The organism is Micromonospora sp. DT228 (assembly GCF_049841595.1).
Taxonomy (GTDB): Bacteria; Actinomycetota; Actinomycetes; order Mycobacteriales; family Micromonosporaceae; genus Micromonospora.
The window spans coordinates 88,160-107,075 of sequence record NZ_JBNCKO010000007.1 but is presented as its reverse complement, the minus strand read 5'-3'; the positions used below and the strand labels follow the sequence as shown (position 1 = coordinate 107,075).

Sequence of the window (18,916 nt, the reverse complement as noted above, 5' to 3'; positions counted from 1 at the left end):
TCCGTCGACGGACGTCTACGGGTAAAGGAGGGCCCGATGGGCCGCACGGTGTTGAGCATGAGCGTGTCGTTGGACGGCTTCGCCGCCGGCCCTGACGTCACCCGCGAACAACCGATGGGCAGAGGCGGCGAGCGGCTGCACGAATGGCTGTTCCAGGCTGACGGGGATCGCGCTGTGGCGGCAGACGGCGTCACCCCGGTCGGGGTCGACGCCGCGCAGGTACGAGAGCGTCATGCCACGACCGGCGCCGTGGTGATCGGCAAACGGACGTTCGATGTCGGCGTGGACCTGTGGCAGGACACCCCGTTCCCGGTGCCGTCCTTCGTGGTCACCCGCGAGTCACGCGACCCGTTGCGGATGAAGAGCGACGTCTTCACATTCGTCAACGACGGACTCCACAGCGCGCTGCGCCAGGCGCGACAGGCAGCGGGCGACCGGAACGTCCTCATCATGGGTGGACCCACCACATGTCGACAGTTCGTCAAGGCCGGGCTGGTGGACGAGATCCACGTCCAACTCGTACCGGTGTTCCTCGGTGCCGGCACGCGCCTGTTCGACGACCTCGGCACCGCCCACATCGAACTCGAACGGACCGCGGTGATCGAATCACCACACGTCACGCACCTGCGCTTCCGCGTCCCGAGGTGACCGCTCGGCGTCGGCCGGACCGCAGGGCGGACTCGACGTCCGCCGTACGGACCGGCCGGCGCCTGCGCGGCCGCGCCGATTGTCGAATTCGCGATATGCTGGCGGCGGCAGAGCGCCTGCCCGCGCCCGATGTGGTGGCCCACGCCCGACCGCATGCTGGGGCCAAGAGTCTCCGACTCCGCGCCGTCGTGTCGACTCCCGGCGTGCCGGTCACGCCGACCGTTCGGTGGAGTGCGTGGGGCTGCACCGGAGGCGTCATGTCTGATCACCACCCGCGACGGACCCCCACCCCGGGACGTGCCCGCAAGCGCGCCATCCGCGAGCACGCCGCCCAGACCGGTGTCGCCTACTCGGTGGCCGCCCGCCACCTCGAGTCGGTCGGTCTGCGACCCGGCGAAAACCTCGCCACGTACGGGCGGACGATCTATCCGATCGGGTTCGACCCGCATCGCCAACTGCTCGTCGAACGCCGTGAGCGGCGGCCGTTCGAGGAGCGGGTCTCGGACACCAGGCGGGCCGTGGTCCTGCCTCACGGCCGCGCGCGGCACCTCGTCGAGCGGTTCCCGCCCAGCCGTGGGCGTACGGGCAGCGGAGTGGGCGCGCTCTACCACGGCGAGGGCCGGGTGGAACTGCTCGCCATGGTGTACGTGGTGATCGCGGCCGACTCCCCGGGGCTGCTGCCGGAGGTGGGGGATCTCGCCTGGATCGCGGAGCTGGGCGAGGACACCGCGCTCGACACGGCCTGCGCCGAAATCGACCGCGAGGCCCGCCGGCTACTCGATCGGGAGCCCCTGGCGCTCTGGTCGGTCATCGAGGCGGCGCTGGCCGTCGCCGAGCAGAGCGCGGACTGGCAGATCCGCCAGGAAGCGACCCGGCAGGCCGCGCTGCTGAACACGATGATGACGCCGCGGATCGGTCACGCCGGCGAGCCGTACGTGCCAGGGCTGCCCGTCGCCGGGGTCCGGCAGATCCTCGACGCCCTGCTCATCGTCGCCGACGACGGACACGCGCCGGGCACCCGGGTACGCCTGCGCAGGAATCCGGACGACGCGGGGTTGGCCACGATCGTCGAGGCCACGTGGGGGTCGTCGGGTCCGCCGGTGGGCTATCTCGTGTGGCTCGACGGGGCGACGGCGCCGCTGTCGGCCCGCGCCGACGACCTGATCGTCCTGGCGGACCAGGAGTCGCTTCCGCGGTGAGTGAGGGCCCGGAGCGGCGGTGGCCCCATCAACACCTCCCGGCAGGGCCAGACCCGCCCGCGCGAACGCCCGTACAGCCTCGTTGCCTGGGCCGTCGCCCGGCGAATCAGGCAACGGCCAGGCGAAAGACCTGCCGAGAACCGCCCTCTGGGCCGGGATCGACGGTCTTGGCCGGGGTGAACCACGGCGTTCGGAGAGGGCAAGCGCTCCGCTGAGTCGGCTGGGCGCTCTGCCGGTCTTGGTAGCCGATCGGCTCAGCAGTATGAGTAAGGTGCTCGTCATGATCAAGGACCCGGCATGCCGTTGACGAATCCGTGGCTTTCCGTGCCCTCGCCGGCTGGGCGGCTCGATCGCGAACGCCTCGAAGAGCGCATTCTCAACCTGCTGTCATCGCAGAACATGTGCGTACTCGCGACCGCGGGACCGGACGGGCCGCTGGCCACCCCGGTGCGGTACTACTCGCTTGGCTTCACCGTGCTGTTCACGGCCGCGCCGCGTTCGCCGAAGATGCGCAAGATCGCTGCCGATCCGCGTGTGTCCGTCGGGATCTTCGCGCCGCTGGTCGGGCTGGCCAGCAGCCGTGGGGCTCAGTTGTTCGGTTCCGCCCGGGTGCTTGACCCGGGTCATCCGGACCGTGCGCACTACTGGGAGGCGTTCCGATGGGAGAACGAGCACGCCGAGCGGGGTCGATTGCTGTCCGAGCCGCCCGAGGACACCCTGGTGGCCGTTGAGGCGGAGCGCATTGTCTATACCGAACACTGGCTGCGACGTGAAGGTTTCGCACCCCGCCAGTTCTGGCGTTGCTGAAGACCACCGCCCGCGCATCGCGCGGCTCAGGTAGCAGCGGCGCGATCACCACCCGCGACCTAGCTGAGGTCGATCAGGTAGTCCAGTTCAACTCGGTCAGCACGCATCACGATGTGCGCTACCTCGGCTACCCAATCGTCCACGTAGGTCTGTCTGGTGATGACGATCACGGGCACCCCACCAGGGATGCGCAGCGCCTCGATTTCGACCGGGGATGGCATCCTCCAGGCGGGACGTTCGCGAACGCTCGTGATGGTGTGCCCAAGGCTGTAGAGCTGCGACGTGTTGCCACCAGGCCAAGGCTCGTTCGCCGGGTCGGCTACCGGGGTGCCAGCCACCATGTCCAGCAGCAGGCGTGAGACGGACATCTGTTGCGGCACGCCGTGGGTACGAAAGAGGAAGTGACGTTCGAGGAGCATCGTTCCTTGCTCCACGTTGAACAGTTCGGCCACTGCCGCACTGGCCGGCACCTCCCGAAAGTCCGCATCCACGTGATAGGCCGGCCACGTCACCTGCTGGTCAACCGTGAAAGACGTGCCGAGTTCTCCGCTTCGGACCTGCTCCAGCTCTTTGCGGTACCGCTCTGAGGCCACCCGGCGCACCGGCACGATCGGACGCGCGTAGGTGCCACGGCCCACCTCCGTCAGCACCAGGCCTTCAGAGCGCAGCAATGCCAAAGCCTCACGAACGGTTCCGCGGGCGACTGAGAAGTCAGCCATCAACGTCGACTCACTGGGCAGCAGTGAGCCAGGTGGGATGAGGCCATCCTCGATGCGGCGGCGTAGCTCGTCAGCCACCTGACGGTATCGACGGGGCTGCTGGTGCGGGGTAGGCACGCTCGTCACCGTACTCCCGATCTTCCTGAGACGACCTCTGTGCCACGACACGATGACAACCTGTCTGGACAGGTTGCATAGACAGGCATAATCTAGCAACGAGGCCGGCACGGAGAGTGATCTAGGGGTAGGTGCCTGTGCCGGTCCCCAGAACCAAGGAAGGCCACCCGTGCGCCGATGGAAATGGTTCCAGAGGGCTGATGAGCCGATCGATGTGGTTCGACGCCCCGCTGACCAGGCCGTAGCGTGCGGCCCTCCTGCGCTGTCCGGGGAACCGGATAAGGCGACCAGCCGGAGGCAGTTACGCAAACGCCGTAACCAGCAAAGCGGCCGGCATGATGCTTGAGCAGCCTCGCCCGGAACCGCCGTTCACCGTGATCATGGCTGGGTTCGTCGTCGACCTCCACAATCGCGCCACGTGCCCGAGTTGCCAGCCTGACGGCTGCCCGAAGCTGAGGGCTGCCGAGCTGACGTTGAAGGTGTGGCGGGCAAGGAAACCCGCGTGAAGGCAGGTGACATGCTGCGGCTGGACCGAGCTGTCAGCGTGCAGTTCCTACACCCCATCACGGTGCAAGTCATCAGGGTTCTTGACTGGGTCACATACGACGGATGGGCTTGGATCGACTGCTACCAGCTCGGCCCAAGCGGTGACGCCGTCGCGCGACGCTCGCTGTTCATTCAGCCGGCGCGAGTGCAGTACGTACCGCCTGCACTGTTTCAGGGGTGCCCGGCACTACGGGCACAGGCCGGCCGGGCTCCCACGCGGGGAGCCCGGCCGGTGGGGTCGACGCCGTCGTAGCGCGGTCCGGAACGCAGCGGGGGGCGTGCTGCGGCGGGAGCGGTACGTACGGCGCGACCGCTCTCCGCGCGGTGTCCGCCCGCTCAGCTCGGCAGACGACCCCGTGTGGAGACGAAGTGGTACGACATGACGGCGAACCCGGGATCGCGGACCAGCCGGCGGAAGGCGTGCAGTTGTTGGGGCGCCAGCCCGGCGGCGAGCAGGTCGGGCTCCAACTGACGGGAGTTCGTCTCGTAGAGCGACGTCCCGGTCGATCCACCGGCCCAGCTCTGCGAGTGGGTGATGGTGTCCACCTCGGTGAGACCGGCGAGGGCCATCTCGGTGTGCACGTCCTGCGCCCACCCCAGGTCTGCGCCGTGGTCCTCCAGGACACCCATCATGGCGTCCATGACCTGCGCGAAGAGCTTCGCGGCATCGTCGGTCGGCGCGGTCAGCACCCGCGGCAGCGCGGTGCAGTCGAACTCCTCGACCACCAGCCACCCGCCGGGAGCCAGTGCGCCGGTGAGCGTCCGGAGGACCCGCCGTCGATCGGGAAGGTGCAGCAACACCAACCGGGCGTGGATCAGGTCGAACGCGTCCCCGGGTGGCGGTTCGGTACGCACGTCGTGCCGGCGTACGCGCAGGTTGCCCTCCGCGCGGAGGTGCGTGGGATCGATGTCGGTGGCCAGCACGCGGCCCTGGCCGCCGGTCGCGCGGGCGATCCGCCGAGCCATCGAGCCGCCACCCGCCCCGACCTCCCAGCAGGTAGCGCCGGGTCGCAGCACCGGGCGGGCCAGGCGACGCGTCGTGATCGGATCCAGGAAGGACTCCAGCGCGTGCATCTGGGGAACGGCGTCGGGTGCGCCGTTGTCGAACGTGTACGCGCCATCGCTCGTAGCGGTTGTCATGGGTGTCTACCTCTCCGAGAAGGGTGACTACGGGGTGTCGGCCCAGAGCCGAGGGGCCGCTCGGTTGGGTGGGGGCGGCGGGGAGGCGGCGACGCTCAACATCGCCGCGAGCGGCGCCGGATCGACGCGGGCCCCGGCCGTCGGTCGGTCGTAGACCACCCGGCCGTACTCCAGCACCGCCACCCGGTCCGCGATCTCGATCGCGTGCTGGAGTTGCTGCTCCACGAGCAGCACGGTCAAGCCGTCGGCGGCGAGACCGTTGACGAGTTCACGGACCCGCGCCGCCAGATCGGGCGAGAGGCCCTCACACGGTTCGTCGAGCAGCAGCACCCGTGGTTGGCCGAGGAGCGCGCGGGCTATCGCCAACATCTGCTGTTCGCCGCCGGAGAGTTCGCAGCCACGGTGTCGCAGCCGCGCCGCCAACCGGGGCAGCAGGTCGAGGGTGCGGGCCACCGTCCAGCCCTCGCCACCGGGGGCGGCGGCCCGCCACGGTGCGGCCGCCAGGTGCAGGTGCTCGGCCACGGTCAGTCGGGAGAACACCCGTCGGCCCTGCGGGACGAGTCCGACGCCGGACTGGGCGACGCGGTGTGGTTGTCGGCCGGCCACGTGCACACCGCCGATCTCGATGCGACCGCTGGAGGCCCGCACCAGCCCGGCGATCGTGTGTACGAGCGTGCTCTTGCCCGCACCGTTGCGGCCCACCACGGCCTGGATGCTGCCGGCACGCACCCGCAGGCTGACCTCGTGCAGCACCATCCCTCCGGCGTAGCCGGCGCACAGGCGATCCACCGACAACATCAGGCCACCCCGTCGCCGTAGGCCTGCCGCACCAGCGGCGAGGAGCGGATCTCGTCGGGCGTCCCGGCGGCCAACGTCCGGCCGTCGCGCAGCACGGTCACCGTGTCGGACAGGGCGTACACGAGGTCCAGTCGATGTTCGACAAGGAGCACGGCGACGGCCCGGGGCAGTGCCCGGAGCAGCTCGACGAGCCGGCCGACCTCGACGGCGGACAGCCCGGCCGCCGGTTCGTCGAGCAGCAGCAGGCGGGGGCGACCGGCAAGGGCCATGGCGATCTCCAACTGGCGTCGTTGCCCGTGGGCGAGGTGCCCGGCGGGCACCGCCGCGACATCCGCGAGCCCCATCTGGTTCAGCAGTGGGCCGGCCAGGTGCTGTGCGGCGCGTCGGCCTCCGCCCGGCCACCACCGGCGGCGTGGGATGACCCGTGGCAGCGCGGCCACCACCACGTTCTCCGTCGCGGTGAGGGTCGCGAAGACCGCAGGTCGTTGGTGAATGCGGTTGATGCCCCGCCGCGCCCGGGCCGCCGGACCGAGCCGGCCGATGTCCCGTCCGTCGAACCGCACGGTGCCGCGCTGCGGTTTCGTGGAACCACCGAGGACGTTGAGCAGGGTCGTCTTACCGGCCCCGTTCGGGCCGATCAACGCGTGCCGCTGGCCGTCGTGGATGCACAGGTCCACGCCGTCGAGCGCGGCGAGCGAGCCGTACCGCACGCTGACCTCCTGGGCGTCGAGCAGGCCGGTCATCGGCGCAGCTCCCCGACGGTGGCCTGCTCCTGGGCGACGGACGGGTCCGGCTGTGGTGCCGGGGCGCCCGACGGGCGCAGCCTGCCCCGGGCCCGGATGCCGCCGCCGGGCAGCAGGTAGACCGTCGCCACGAACAGCAGCCCCAGCACCAGCGGCGCGTGGCCGGGCAGCACCCCGAACAACCAGTCCCGGACGGCGATGACGAGCGCCGCGCCCACCAGGGCGCCACCGACCGAGGCGGTGCCGCCGATGACGACACCGAGCAGCAGCAGCGCGGACGTGTCGAAGCCGAAGTCGGCGGGGGAGATGTACTGCTGGGCGACGACCAGGAGCGAGCCGGCCGCGCCGGCGATCGCCCCGGCGGCGACGTGCGCGCCGGAGACGTAGAGCGGCATCCGGTGACCGCTGGCCCGCAACCGCGTCTCGTCGTCCCGGCCGGCACGCAGCAGCAGCCCCGCCCGGGTCCGCAGCAGCGCCAGCACCGCGCCGACGAGCGTGGCCACGACGACCAGGGCGTACAGGTAGCGCGCCTGGTCGCTGGCGAGCGGCGGGAGCCCCCAGAAGGGGCGGACCGCGGCGATGCCGGCCAACCCGTCCGTGCCACCTGTCACCGACCGCCACCGGCCGAGGACGGTGACGGCGAGTTCACCGATGGCCAACGTGATCATCAGGATGATCACCCCCCGGGCGTGCACGACGAGGGGCACGGTCAGCGCGGCCAGCACCGCCCCGGCGGCCGCCGCGACGGCGAGCTGCACGACGCCGACGTCGGAGACCCGGCTGCCGACCACGGCACACGCGTAGGCGCCCGCCGCGTACGGCGCGGTCTGCCCGAGGGTGGGCATGCCGGCGACGCCGGTGAGCAGGGCCACGCTCACCCCGACCAGGGCCAACGCCAGCGTCCGGGCGAGGATCGCCGTGGTGTAGTCGTCGACCACCCAGGGCGCCACGACCAGGCCGGCCAGGACGAGCGCCGCGACGGCGCCCCGCGCTCGCCGAACCACCTCGTCCCTCATACCGCCCTCCACCTGCCGGCCAGGCCCCGGGCCCGCACGGCCAGCACCCCCGCCATGGCGGCGAACAACAGGAACGGCGCGGCGGACGGCAGCAGCGCCACGCCCAGTGTCTGGATCTCGCCGATCGCGAGCGCCGCCAGCAGGGTGCCGCCCATCGACCCGAGGCCGCCGAGGACGACGACCACCAGGGACAGCAACAGGACGGTGTCGGCGGTGTCCGTGCCGGGGCCGATGATCGGCGCGCCCAGGACCCCGGCCGCACCGGCCAGCGCGCCGGCGGCGGCGAGCACACCCGCGCGGATCCGCGCGGGGCTCACGCCCAGGCAGGCGACCATCTCCGGGTCGTCGACGGCCGCGCGGACCAGCATCCCGGCCCTGGTGCGCCGCACCACCAGGTAGAGCGCGACGGCGAGCACCGCCGCGACGACGATGAAGACCAACCGGTACGCGGCGTAGCGGTGCCCGGCGACCACCACCGACCCCTCCAGGACGGCGGGCACCCGGACCTGCGGATCGTCGGGCCCGAAGCCGGCGACGAGCAGGCTGCCGCCGGCCAGTGCCACACCGAACGTCAACAGCGCCTGACCGAGGTGGTTGCTGGTGGCGACAGGTGTGAGCAGGCCGGCCAGGAGCGCACCGGCGGCGGCGGCGGCCAGCACGCCGACGAGCAGCGCCAACGCCAGGCTGGCCCAGCCACCGTCGAGCACCGCCGCGGCGGTGTAGCCGCCGATCGCGTAGAGCAGGCCGTGCGCCAGGTTGAGGATGTTGGCGACGCCGAAGCAGAAGACCAGGCCCGACGCGGCGACGAACACGAGCAGCCCGTAGGCGACCCCGTCCAGCGCCGGGATCAGGTACGGGTCGATCCGGTTCAGGCCGGCCGCCACCGTGGTCACCGGCCGACGGTCGCGAGGTCACCCACGACGGTGTTGGACAGCGCGCGGCCGTCCTGGCGGACCTGCCGCAGGTACCACTTCTGCACCGGGGAGTGCGTGGTGGTGGAGAACTGCCAGGTGCCACGCGGGCTGGCGATCTGGCCGAGCTGGCCGATGGCCGTGTTGATGGCGTCCGGAGTCGGGTTGCTCCCGGCGGCGCCGACCGCCCGGTCCAGGACGGCCGCCGCGTCGTACGAGGCGAGCGCGTAGGTCGTCGGCGACCCGTCGTGCTTGGCCTTCCACGCCGCCACGAAGGCGCGGTTCTCCGCGTTGTCCAGGTCGGGTGAGTAGTTGAGCACCGAGAAGATGTCCCGGGCCGCCTCGCCCTGCGCGTTGAGCACGCCGCCCTCGGTGAGGAACCCGGCCGCGTACAGCGGGACGTCCTTGATCTCGGACTGCGCGTACTGCTTGACGAAGTCGACGGCGGCGCTGCCGGCGTAGAAGGTGTAGACGGCCGCCGCGCCGGAGGCCTTGATGCGGGCGAAGTACGGGGTGAAGTTGGTGGTGGCCGGGAACGGGGTGAAGGTGGTCTTGCCGTCGGTGTTCGCGAGTTTCCCGCCGATCTTGCCGAACGTGTCGGTGAATCCCCGCAGCTCGTCCCAGCCACCCTGGTAGTCCGGGCCGATCGCGTACACCGAGCCCTGCACGTTGTCGCGGACGTGTTGGGCGATCGCCTCCCCGGGCTCGTCGGAGAGGTACGAGGTGTGCCAGACCCGGGAGACGTCCTTGAGTTCCGGTCGCCCGTTGGAGCCGACGAGCGGCACCTTTGTCTCGTCGAGCAACGGGGTGACCCCGGCGACCGAGCCGCCGCCGACGATGCCGGTGAGCACTGACACCCGGTCCTGCTTGAGCAGTTTGGTCGCCGCCGGGACCGCGGTCTGGGCGCCGTTGCCCTCGTCGGCGACAACGAGGTCGACCTGTCGACCGCCGAGCTTGCCGTCGTGGGTGTCCAGGTAGAGCTGGAAGCCGTCGCGGATCTCCGTACCGACGGACTGGTACGTCCCGGACAGCGACGCGAGCAGGCCGATCTTTATCGGGCCGCCGGCACTCGTGCCCGGCGCGTCGTCGCCGCAGGCCGTGCTGGCGGTCAGGACGACCGCCAGCAGTGTGGCGGTGAGGGCATGGCTGCGCCCAGAGGTGAGGTGAGGCATGTCTGAACTCCAGAGGAAGAGGGTGTCCGGCGTGGGGGCGCCGGGGTGGTCAGCGGCTGCGGGCGAGTGCCGCCCGGGCCGCGGGGGTCAGGGCGTCGCCGATGCGGTTGGCCAGCTCGGTCATCTCGTAGGAGACCTTGCCCACGTCGCACTCGGGCGCGGCGAGCACCAGCAGCGAGGCGCCGTCGTTGAAGGCCATGGAGAACATGAACCCGCCCTCCAGTTGCGTGACATTGGAGATCACCGCGCCGGCGTCGAAGAAGGCCGCCGCCCCGCGCAGCAGGCTGACCAGTCCGCTGCCCGTCGCGGCCAACTGGTCGGCCCGGTCCGGGGGCAGGTCACGGGTGGACGCCACCATCAGGCCGTCGCTGGAGATGGCGATCGCATGGCTGACCTCGCTCGCGCGCGCGGCGAAGCTGTCCAGCAGCCAGCCGAGGTCCTGTTGGTCGCTCACGTGCTCTCCTGTCGCGTCATGATGTGTTGCCGAGGTTGATCGGGGTGCGCCTGCGGTTCGCCACACCCCGCGCGTACGCGGCCATCGCCGTCGCCACCTGGGCCGGGTCGCGGTACTCGGACCGCTGTTGCTGTTGGGGCACGCTCACGCCGCCGGGCACGAGATGCCGTTGCGGCTCCCGTTTGGGCAGGCCCGCCGTGGTGGTCGTGGCGACGTCGGGGGTGTGCGCCTGGGCGGCGGTGTGCCAGGCCTCGTCGGCGGGGCTGGACCACTCTCGGTCGTCGGTGCCGTCGGCGGCGTCCGTCTGGAACCAGTGGTTGACCTCTTCGAAGATGAGCAGCTCCTCGGTGGGCGCGTCACCCCGGTCCGGGGGTGGGGGAGTCCGTCGGAACACCGGTGCCGCCGGCAGGACCCGGTCGGCCGGAGGACGTCCGGCGGTGGGCTCGGGACGCGGCTGGTACGGCGGCGGCGGGCTGGCGGTGCGCGCGGCCCGCCGCGAGAGGCGGCCGGGCGCGAGCAGGTACTCCTCCGGTGGTAGCGACCGGATGATCGCCGCGGGCAGCGTCGCCTCGGCGAGAGTGCCTCGTCGGGGGCCGCGTCGCAGTTGGACGGTGGCGCCCAGCCGGGCCGCGAGCTGGCCCACGACGACAAGTCCCATCGCCCGTACGGCCGCCACGTCGATCGCCGGTGGGCGAGCCAGGAGGTCGTTGAGCTGCTGCATCCGCTGCGGGGACAACCCCATGCCCTCGTCGCTGATCTGGACGATGACACGGTCGCCCAGGCTTCGACCGCTCACCCAGGTCTCGCTGCCGGGCGGCGAGTACGTCGTGGCGTTGTCCATGAGTTCGGCGAGCAGGTGCACGACCTCGTCGACGGTCTTCGCCGCCACGGCGACGTCCCCGTCGATCATGCCGAGCCGGATCCGCGCGTAGTGCTCGATCTGGGACAGCGCCGCCTGGAGCACCTGTTGCAAAGGGACGTCGCGCGGGCGTACGCGGCCGGCACCGACGCCGCCGAGCACGAGCAGGCTGGCGTTGATCCGTCCCATCCGGGTCGCCAGGTTGTCCAACGTGTACAGCTGGTGCAGCCGGTCGGGATCGGTCTCGTCGCGTTCGACCAGGTCGACCTGGGCCAGCACGGCGTCGACGAGCCGCTGTTCGCGGCGGCTCAGGTGGATGAAGATGTCGGCGGTGTTGGCGCGCATGACGGCCTGCTCGGCGGCGGTCCGCACGGCGGCCTGGTGCACCGCGCTGAACGCCTGACCCAGCTCGCCGATCTCGTCGTCGCTGGACGGTTCGAGGGCGGCGGAGGCCTGTTGACGGGCCAGCCTGTGCGGGTCGACGGCGGCGCTGCCCGGTTGCTGGAGCTGGGCCACCACGGCGGGGAGCTGTTCGAAAGCCACGGCGTTCGCCGCGTCCCGGAGGCGATGCAACCGGCGGGTGATCTGCCGGGCGACGGCCCAGGTCACCAGCGCGGTGAGGAGCAGCGCCAGCAGGACGCCGACGGCCTCGGCCACGGCCCGGCGGCGCTGATCGGCGTGCGCGGCCCGGACGTCGTCGCCGACCGCGGCGTCGGCCCGTGCGCGCAGGTCGGCCAGGCGGGCGGCACGCGCCTGGGTGGTGGAGACCCAGCCGGCGGTCTCCAGTTGCAGGCGTGATCCCGGCTGGGTCCGCGACACCTCGTCCTGCATTCGTTGCAGAGTGAGCGCCTCCTTGCCGGTGCCGGCCTGCTCCCACCAGACGCTCCACTCGGGCGGGGCCAGGGCCAGGAACGACAGGCTCGACTCGGTGTAGCTGGTCCGGGCCGCGGTGATGTCCTGTTGCATGGCGGGGGTGAGTTCGCCGCCCGCGACCGCGCGCAGCACGGCGACCTGCTGTTGACCGAGGGCCTCGGCCGTCTTCGACAGGGCCGCCGAGGCGCGGATCCCGTCGGCGAGCGCGGCGTTGACCACGCCGTGCGAGATGTTCTCCCGGAAGCTGATCAGGTCGGCGATCGCGATCCGGTAGCTGAAGGTCATCGCCGAGACCGAGGCGTGCGCCGCGGTGCGTACCTGGGTGCGCAGCGGGGCGAGGCTGTCCAGGGCCGCGTCGATGCGGCGCAGGAGAGCGCGGTTGGCGCCGGCGCCGGAGGGCAGCCGGTCGCGCTGTGCGCGGTAGCGCGCGACGGCGTCGTCGGTGGCGGCCAGCTCCACGCCGAAGGTGTCCTGCTGCTCCGGCGTGGGGTAGGTGAGTAGGTCGGCGGCGGCGATGCGTTCGCGTTGCAGCCGGTAGGCCAGGTCACCGGCCTCCGCGCCGACCTGTGCCAGGATCCGCAGGTCGCTGGCGCGTACGGTCTGGCGTGCGCTCTCGGTCAGCGCGAGACCGGCGAAGCCGATCACGGCGACGAGTGGTGCCGCGACGATGAGGCGCATCCGCCCGGCTATCTTCCAGCCGCGTTGGCGCGTCGGGTAGGGTCTGGCCGCGTGGGACCGGGTGCTCGACGCCAAGATTGACTCCCACGACTCGTCGATGACGGTCTATCCGCACGTTGCCGAATGCAAGTCCCATTCGGCCGGAAGCCGCGCTCGTAGACCAGACCTGGCCGTGGTACAAACTGCCCGTACCAGCATCTGTACCCATCGTCAGCGCCCGGTGACGCCGCGAGACCGATCGGGAACGGTGTGGTCAGCGCTGGTCGTCGAGGGGGTCGGCCCGGGGGTGTCGCCGCTCCGCGTCGTCCTGGTCCGGTGGGCCGTTGAGCACCTGACCGATCAGTTCCCGCAGCTCGTCGATCGCGTCCACCACGGCGCCCGGGTCGCGCGCGTCGCGCCGGGCGCGCTGGCGCGGCACCGGCTGATCCCGCCGGGCTGGCTCCGGGGCGCGGGGGCCCCGGCGGCCGTCGGCCGCCAACTGCTCGGCGGCCACCTGTGGCCACAACGCCGCGAGCCGGCCGCCGGTCCCGAGTACGTCGTCGCAGCGCAGCGCGAACTCGTGACTGCCGAACCGGCGACCCGACTCGACCGCCGCCACCGTCTCCCGGCTGAACCGCACCAGATCCGCCAGGGCTCGTTGGGTCAGACCCCGGCGAACGCGGCAGTTGCGCAGTTCCCAGCGGAACCGCTCGCTGGCCACGGAGGGAGCAGAGCTCGACGGGGACGTGTGCTCCATGCGCTCACCTTCGTGGCTACGGGGAATCAGCAGCGGACGCCAGATCGAGATTCGCCGATGAGCTGAACAATCATAGAGGGCAATTCTTAACCCAGGATGCGATGGGTGTGAAGATGTTCACCGACATGAATCGCCGGACAAAGCGGAAAAGGTGCCCGCGCGGGGCCGAGCTGCGTCGGGCCAGGTGAGCGACGCCGCTCGGCCGGCGCGCGGGTGAGCCTGCTGGCGCACGCTCACGGTCAGGCGGCAGCCGCTTCGGTGGCCGCCGCACCGCGCGTCGCCGCAAGGTCGGCGGGCGCCCTGATATCGATGACCGCGATCAGCGAGTGGTGGGCGCGAAACGCGACATTGGGTTTGTATGAGCGTTGTCGCGCAGTCGCCAGACGGAGGCCGGGAATGGCCTCGGTGAGTCTGGTGATGGTGATCTCGGCCTCCAGTCGTGCCAATCCCGCGCCGATGCAGAAATGCGGGCCGTGGCCGAACGACAGGTGATTGCCCACGTCCGCCCGGTCGGGCGCAAACCGGTCCGGGTGGGTGAAGACCGCGGGGTCGCGGTTTGCCGCCCCGATCAGCAACAGGCAACGCGCCCCGGCGGGAATCGTCACCGTCCCCAGGGTGACGTCGCGGCTGGTCACCCGCAGCCAGCCGTCGATGGCGGGCGCGAACCGCAGGGTCTCGGCCACGAACGCGGGGACGGCACTCCGGTCGGCGGCGAGGTCCGTCCAGTGCCGGGGACTGGACAACGCCTGGTCGAGGGCGTGCGCGAGCAGGCCGGCGGTGGTTTCGTGGCCGGCGACCAGGAGGTTGAAGGCCAGGCTCGCCACCTCGGGCACGGTCAGCACCGCGTCGTCGTCGTCCCGGTAGGCCAGGGCGCGGCCGATGAAGTCGTCGGCCGGGTGTCCACCGTCGACGCGCCGACGGACCAGATCCTCGCAGTAGCGCCAGAAGTCCAGCAGGCCCTGCGCCAGGCGTACCTGCTCGGCCGGGTCCGGTTGCCCCCAGACCAGGGCTATCTGACCGTCCGCCCAGCTCCGGATCCGCGCGACGTCGACGTCGGGCACCCCGAGGATGTCCAGGACCACGAGCAGGGGAAGCTCGGTGGCGAGCTCCGGGATCAGGTCGACCCGCTCGCCCTGACGGGCGGCGAGCCGGGAGACCAACTGGTTGACCCGCCGCCGGACGATCGCGCCGTACTCGGCCTCGACCCGCTCGGTGGTGTTCGCGAAGGTCGCCCGCAGGGCCCGGCGGGTGCGGGGATGCACGGGTGGGTCCGCGGCGGCCGTGGTGGGTGGCGCGTCGAGCTGCATGAGCACGCTCATCGCCTCCGGGCACACCTGGTAGACCGGGGCGAGCGTGAGGGCGTTCGTGAACGTCGTGGCGTCGGCGAGGGCACGTCGGACGTCGGCGTGCCTGCTGATCAACCACAGGTCCAGGTCCTCGGCGTGGTGCACCTCGCCGGGGTCGTCGAGAATTCGCCGCCAGATGCTTGCCGGATCGGTGAGATAAGCTCCGGCGAACGGATCCAACCGCATGGAACGCCTCCTGGTGAACGCGGCGCGAAAACCGGCAGCGCCTCCATTCGGCGATTCACGTCAGTCGGGCCGATAATGGCGCGCAACTGCCTCTGGCTCTTCACGGTGCGCTGAGCGGATGGGCAAGTCAAGATTGGTCAGCATCTATTTATTGCGGCCTGATTGCGTATTGCAACGGACGGCTGAGGTCGGCCGGATGCAAGTTGCGGCTCGGTCCTTGCCACCGTCCCCATGACCGGAGAAACGACCTCCGGTACGCCAGGTGACGCCCGTGTCCGGTCGCGGCCCGACCGGGAAGGCGGGACGCGCGACAGCGGCCCGGCCCGTCGCGGGAGGCTCTCCGCCAGGTCGGAGCCTCCCGCGACGTGCCAGCGTCACGCGGTCGTCGCCTGCGGGGTCAGGGCGCCCACGGGGTGGCGATGGCCCAGGTGCTGTCGGCGGTCCACAACGTCGGTGTGTTGTACGCGTCGCCGCCGGTGCCGTTGCTGAGCCAGATCTCCGAGTCGTAGTGCCGCAGGTATCTGCCCCGGAAGTTGTACGACTCCAGCGACACGCCCGTGCCGGTCAGCCCGACGCGCGCGCACCAGGTGGCGTCGGCCCGCAGGAGCGCCGAGCCGTCGTCGGGTGAGTTGCGGACCCGGGAGTTCTGGTGGCGCAGGTACTGCCCGGGGAAGTTGACCGACTCGAACGAGTAGCAACCGGTGCCGGCCAGGCCGGCCCGGATGGTGTACGTGGCGTCGGCCTTGAGCAGGCTGGAGCTCGCGGCGTCGACCACCTCGGTGTAGGCCAGGCTGTCCCGGTGCCGCAGGTAGCGGTTGGTGAAGCCGGGCGTGGTCACCCGCAACGACCGCCGGGTGTCGACCGGCAGGGCTACCGGCACCGAGCTGCCGATGGTCTTCGAGGCGTTGATCAGGGCGGTGTTGGCGGCGCGCACCCGCGCCTGATCCATCTTGGTCACCTGCCGGTCGTAGGTGAGGAACCCGTTCAGCTCGCCCTCCAGATCGGTGATCTCGGTGTAGATCGAGGCGCTGAGCCCCTTGCCGAGCATCAGGTTCTGACTGCCCTGCACCAGCCCCACGTACCGGTCGGTGAGGGCGCTCGAAGTCGACTGCCACTCGTAGGCGAAGAAGCTGCCGCTCGGGCTGTACTCGTGGCCCGGGGTGTGCAGGCCCAGGCCGCCGAACTCACCGAGCACGGCGATCCGGCTGCTCGACGGCACGGGGGAGTCCGGCCCGAGGTAGACGTGCCAGTCGTCGATGTCACCGTTGCCGGGGTCGCCGAGGGACTGACAGCAGTTGTGGCCGCTGTGCGGGTTGACCAGCCGCGTCGGGTCCTGGTTCTTGATGTTCTGCGCGACCCGCCGGGTGTCGGTGAGGGACCGCTCACCCCAGCCCTCGTTGTAGGGCGTGTACGCGACGACGGCGGGCGAGCTGCGGTGCTCGTCGACGATCTCGCGTGCCTCGGCCTCGAACTGTGCCTGCTGGGCGTCGGTCGGGTCGACGTCCTGCGCGGTCAGCGACGGGATGTCCTGCCAGACAAGCAGGCCGAGGCGGTCGGCGTGGTAGAACCAGCGCTGCGGTTCGACCTTGATGTGCTTGCGCACCATGTTGAAGCCGAGATCCTTGTGCTTGCGCAGGTCGAAGGCGAGCGCGGCGTCGGTCGGGGCGGTGTAGAGCCCGTCCGGCCAGAAACCCTGGTCGAGGGTGCCGACCTGGAACACGAACTGGCCGTTGAGCTTGGGGCGCAACACCCCGTTGACCAGGCCGGTGGTGATCTCCCGCATGCCGAAGTAGTGCGTGGTCCGATCCACCGCGCTGCCCCCGGCGCCGCGCAGGGTCACCCGGAGGTTGTAGAGGAACGGGTCGTCGGGTGACCAGCGGCGCGCGTTCGGCACCGGGACGCTGAACTCGCTGAAGCCGCCGGTGGCCGAGCCGACCACTGTGCTCCCGTTCAGCGCCTCGGCGAGCACGCTGTGGCCGCTCACGTCGCCCCGGGCGAAGACCCGGACCCGCAGGGTGTTGGTGGCGAGGTTGGGCTGGACGTCGACGCTGGCGATGGAGGTGGTGGGCACCGGCTCCATCCACACCGTCTGCCAGATGCCCGAGCTGGGGGTGTAGAAGATGCCGCCGGGCGTCTTGGTCTGCTTGCCGAGGGCCGGCAGGCTGCCGTTCTGTCGGGTGTCGGTGGGGTCCCAGACCTTGACGACGATCTCGTTCGTGCCGGCGCTGAGCTGGGGCGTCACGTCGAAGGTGAAGGCGTCGTAGCCGCCGGTGTGCGCGCCCACCCGGACGCCGTTGACCCAGACGGTGCTCTGCCAGTCGACGGCCCCGAAGTGCAGCAGGGTCCGCCGACCCGACCAGGTGGTCGGGATGGTCACGGTACGCCGGTAGAACAGGTAGTTGCGGTTGTCGTTGGCGGCCCGCTGGATGCCGGAGAGGGCGCTCTCCACCGGAAAGGGCACGTTGACCCGCTCGGGCAGGTTGACGCCGAACTGCGGGGCGTCGTCGGTGGCCGACTGACGTAGCTGCCACTCGCCGTTGAGGTTGAGCCAGTCCGGCCGGGACATCTGCGGGCGCGGGTACTCGGGCAGTGGTGTGCCGACCAGCGCCTGGCTGGTCCAGGGGGTGGTCAGTGGCGGTGTCTTGGCCGGTGCGGCGTACGCCGGCCGGGTTGGCGCGGCGAGAACGCCGACGACCAGGGCGAGGATGAGCAGCAGCGGCAGGGCGGGGCGGATGGGGACCTGACGTGTCATGCCGTCTCCGAGGGGCGAGTCGCTGCGGGCGGTACAGCCAGGCCCGAAGCGCGTGGGTGGTGGGCATCGGGTGGTCCTAGGCGCATAGACATCCGTCATTTCTTGTACAACGTTATAGAGCCGCGATGGTCCTGTCGTCAACGCCCGTGCGCCGAGGCGAGATCCATAGCCTCGGTGGTACGACCCAGAGAGGATGGCCCGCTAGATCCATATCTCTCAATATGATGACCGCTATCTCGAATGGGGTGCGCTCACGAGGCGTGCCATCCTGATGCGGAGGAATGCATGGTTCGCTGGCGTACCCTCACTGGCCTGTTGGCCACCGCGTTGGCCGCGGTGACCGCGGCCAGCCTCACTCTCACCGCGCCGGCCGCGGCGGCCGACAACCCCATGACGCCGAACGTCGTCGGTGGCACCCGCGCCGCCCAGGGTGAGTTCCCGTTCATGGTGCGGCTCTCGATGGGTTGCGGCGGGGCGCTCTACAGCCCCCGGCTGGTGCTCACCGCGGCACACTGCGTGGGCTCGACCGGCACCAACACCAGCATCACCGCGACCCTCGGAGCGGTGGACCTCCAGTCGTCCAGCCGGATCACCGTCCGGTCCAACTACGTCTACCGTGCCCCCGGCTACAACGGCGCCGGCCGCGACTGGGCGCTGATCCGGCTGGCCACCCCGGTGAACGGGCTGGGCACCCTGCCGATCGCCACCACGACCGCCTACGACAGCGGCACCTTCACCGTCGCCGGCTGGGGCGCCGCGCGTGAGGGCGGCGGCCAGCAGCGGTACCTGCTCAAGGCAACCGTCCCGTTCGTCAGCGACTCCACCTGCAACGCCAACTACGGCGGCGACCTCATCCCCGCGCAGGAGATCTGCGCCGGCTACGCCAGCGGCGGCACGGACACCTGCCAGGGCGACTCGGGCGGCCCGATGTTCCGCCGCGACGGCGGCAACGCCTGGATCCAGGTCGGCATCGTCAGCTGGGGCAACGGCTGCGCCCGGCCCAACTACCCGGGTGTCTACACCCAGGTGAGCTACTTCGCCTCGTCGATCGCCTCCGCCGCGGCGAGTCTCGGCGGCTGACCGTACGACCGCGCGGGCGGCCCGGACGACGAGGTCCAGGCCGCCCGTCGTGCCGGCACCGGGTGGGCGGCGAGTGGGCCACCCGACAGATTCGGCGGGCCGTGCGTGCGGCACCGGCCGCGACGACGATGATGGG

At 71.1% G+C, this 18,916-nt stretch carries 16 protein-coding genes; 4 read left to right on the top strand and 12 right to left on the bottom strand.

Translation table 11 applies throughout. From position 1 onward, the window contains the following. Positions 1-36: 36 nt before the first annotated feature. The 3 genes from ACLQ29_RS16430 to ACLQ29_RS16420 all read left to right on the top strand — a co-directional run bounded on the left by ACLQ29_RS16430 (position 37) and on the right by ACLQ29_RS16420 (position 2,654). Positions 37-648 (top strand): dihydrofolate reductase family protein, encoded by a 612-nt coding sequence (locus ACLQ29_RS16430; protein ID WP_425772396.1) that lies wholly within the window; start codon positions 37-39, stop codon positions 646-648. Between the two features lie 257 nt (positions 649-905). Next, complete coding sequence (locus ACLQ29_RS16425; protein ID WP_425772395.1) at positions 906-1,847, top strand: hypothetical protein; 942 nt, start codon at positions 906-908, stop codon at positions 1,845-1,847. Positions 1,848-2,144: 297 nt separating this feature from the next. Further along, positions 2,145-2,654, top strand: a complete 510-nt coding sequence (locus ACLQ29_RS16420; protein ID WP_425772394.1) for a pyridoxamine 5'-phosphate oxidase family protein — start codon at positions 2,145-2,147, stop codon at positions 2,652-2,654. Positions 2,655-2,713: 59 nt separating this feature from the next. Here the strand turns inward: ACLQ29_RS16420 and ACLQ29_RS16415 are convergent, their stop codons facing one another. From ACLQ29_RS16415 to ACLQ29_RS16360, 12 genes are all read right to left on the bottom strand, one after another. After that, entirely contained in the window at positions 2,714-3,451 is a 738-nt protein-coding gene (locus tag ACLQ29_RS16415) for a GntR family transcriptional regulator (RefSeq protein ID WP_425772393.1), read from the bottom strand. A 921-nt stretch (positions 3,452-4,372) separates the two neighbouring features. After that, complete coding sequence (locus ACLQ29_RS16410; protein ID WP_425772392.1) at positions 4,373-5,176, bottom strand: methyltransferase; 804 nt, start codon at positions 5,174-5,176, stop codon at positions 4,373-4,375. 27 nt (positions 5,177-5,203) lie between these two features. Continuing rightward, positions 5,204-5,974: an ABC transporter ATP-binding protein gene (locus ACLQ29_RS16405; protein ID WP_425772391.1), complete on the bottom strand. Its 771-nt coding sequence runs from the start codon at positions 5,972-5,974 to the stop codon at positions 5,204-5,206. Continuing rightward, positions 5,974-6,717, bottom strand: a complete 744-nt coding sequence (locus ACLQ29_RS16400) for an ABC transporter ATP-binding protein (protein ID WP_425772390.1) — start codon at positions 6,715-6,717, stop codon at positions 5,974-5,976. Before ACLQ29_RS16400 ends, ACLQ29_RS16405 begins: the two co-directional genes overlap by 1 nt. Next, on the bottom strand, positions 6,714-7,733 hold the full coding sequence (locus tag ACLQ29_RS16395) for a branched-chain amino acid ABC transporter permease (RefSeq protein ID WP_425772389.1): 1,020 nt from the start codon (positions 7,731-7,733) through the stop codon (positions 6,714-6,716). Before ACLQ29_RS16395 ends, ACLQ29_RS16400 begins: the two co-directional genes overlap by 4 nt. Continuing rightward, the gene (locus tag ACLQ29_RS16390; RefSeq protein WP_425772388.1) at positions 7,730-8,626 is read right to left on the bottom strand and encodes an ABC transporter permease subunit; all 897 of its coding nucleotides are present in this window, start codon (positions 8,624-8,626) and stop codon (positions 7,730-7,732) included. The genes ACLQ29_RS16395 and ACLQ29_RS16390 overlap by 4 nt, the downstream gene beginning before the upstream one ends. After that, on the bottom strand, positions 8,623-9,816 hold the full coding sequence (locus tag ACLQ29_RS16385; RefSeq protein ID WP_425772387.1) for an ABC transporter substrate-binding protein: 1,194 nt from the start codon (positions 9,814-9,816) through the stop codon (positions 8,623-8,625). Before ACLQ29_RS16385 ends, ACLQ29_RS16390 begins: the two co-directional genes overlap by 4 nt. Before the next feature lie 49 nt (positions 9,817-9,865). Further along, positions 9,866-10,270 carry a roadblock/LC7 domain-containing protein gene (locus ACLQ29_RS16380; RefSeq protein WP_425772386.1) on the bottom strand — a complete coding sequence of 135 codons (405 nt, stop codon included), beginning with the start codon at positions 10,268-10,270 and terminating at the stop codon, positions 9,866-9,868. A 16-nt stretch (positions 10,271-10,286) separates the two neighbouring features. Further along, a complete protein-coding gene (locus ACLQ29_RS16375; protein ID WP_425772385.1) occupies positions 10,287-12,680 on the bottom strand; it encodes a sensor histidine kinase in 2,394 nt (797 codons plus the stop codon). Positions 12,681-12,933: 253 nt separating this feature from the next. Next, a complete protein-coding gene (locus ACLQ29_RS16370; RefSeq protein WP_393368649.1) occupies positions 12,934-13,416 on the bottom strand; it encodes a helix-turn-helix transcriptional regulator in 483 nt (160 codons plus the stop codon). 239 nt (positions 13,417-13,655) lie between these two features. Then, positions 13,656-14,948: a cytochrome P450 gene (locus tag ACLQ29_RS16365; RefSeq protein ID WP_425772384.1), complete on the bottom strand. Its 1,293-nt coding sequence runs from the start codon at positions 14,946-14,948 to the stop codon at positions 13,656-13,658. Positions 14,949-15,345: 397 nt separating this feature from the next. Next, the gene (locus tag ACLQ29_RS16360; protein WP_425772383.1) at positions 15,346-17,700 is read right to left on the bottom strand and encodes an AbfB domain-containing protein; all 2,355 of its coding nucleotides are present in this window, start codon (positions 17,698-17,700) and stop codon (positions 15,346-15,348) included. 285 nt (positions 17,701-17,985) lie between these two features. Here ACLQ29_RS16360 and ACLQ29_RS16355 point away from each other — a divergent pair, with 285 nt between their 5' ends. After that, positions 17,986-18,780 carry a S1 family peptidase gene (locus ACLQ29_RS16355; RefSeq protein WP_425772382.1) on the top strand — a complete coding sequence of 265 codons (795 nt, stop codon included), beginning with the start codon at positions 17,986-17,988 and terminating at the stop codon, positions 18,778-18,780. Positions 18,781-18,916: the final 136 nt, after the last annotated feature.

Excerpts from the sequence above, each read along its gene's own strand:
- ACLQ29_RS16405 (WP_425772391.1), bottom strand. The coding sequence starts at position 5,974 with ATGTTGTCGGTGGATCGCCTGTGCGCCGGCTACGCCGGAGGGATGGTG.
- ACLQ29_RS16385 (WP_425772387.1), bottom strand. The coding sequence starts at position 9,816 with ATGCCTCACCTCACCTCTGGGCGCAGCCATGCCCTCACCGCCACACTG.
- ACLQ29_RS16395 (WP_425772389.1), bottom strand. The coding sequence starts at position 7,733 with ATGAGGGACGAGGTGGTTCGGCGAGCGCGGGGCGCCGTCGCGGCGCTC.
- ACLQ29_RS16360 (WP_425772383.1), bottom strand. The coding sequence starts at position 17,700 with ATGACACGTCAGGTCCCCATCCGCCCCGCCCTGCCGCTGCTGCTCATC.
- ACLQ29_RS16355 (WP_425772382.1), top strand. The coding sequence starts at position 17,986 with ATGGTTCGCTGGCGTACCCTCACTGGCCTGTTGGCCACCGCGTTGGCC.
- ACLQ29_RS16420 (WP_425772394.1), top strand. The coding sequence starts at position 2,145 with ATGCCGTTGACGAATCCGTGGCTTTCCGTGCCCTCGCCGGCTGGGCGG.
- ACLQ29_RS16430 (WP_425772396.1), top strand. The coding sequence starts at position 37 with ATGGGCCGCACGGTGTTGAGCATGAGCGTGTCGTTGGACGGCTTCGCC.
- ACLQ29_RS16370 (WP_393368649.1), bottom strand. The coding sequence starts at position 13,416 with ATGGAGCACACGTCCCCGTCGAGCTCTGCTCCCTCCGTGGCCAGCGAG.
- ACLQ29_RS16425 (WP_425772395.1), top strand. The coding sequence starts at position 906 with ATGTCTGATCACCACCCGCGACGGACCCCCACCCCGGGACGTGCCCGC.
- ACLQ29_RS16365 (WP_425772384.1), bottom strand. The coding sequence starts at position 14,948 with ATGCGGTTGGATCCGTTCGCCGGAGCTTATCTCACCGATCCGGCAAGC.
- ACLQ29_RS16375 (WP_425772385.1), bottom strand. The coding sequence starts at position 12,680 with ATGCGCCTCATCGTCGCGGCACCACTCGTCGCCGTGATCGGCTTCGCC.
- ACLQ29_RS16410 (WP_425772392.1), bottom strand. The coding sequence starts at position 5,176 with ATGACAACCGCTACGAGCGATGGCGCGTACACGTTCGACAACGGCGCA.
- ACLQ29_RS16400 (WP_425772390.1), bottom strand. The coding sequence starts at position 6,717 with ATGACCGGCCTGCTCGACGCCCAGGAGGTCAGCGTGCGGTACGGCTCG.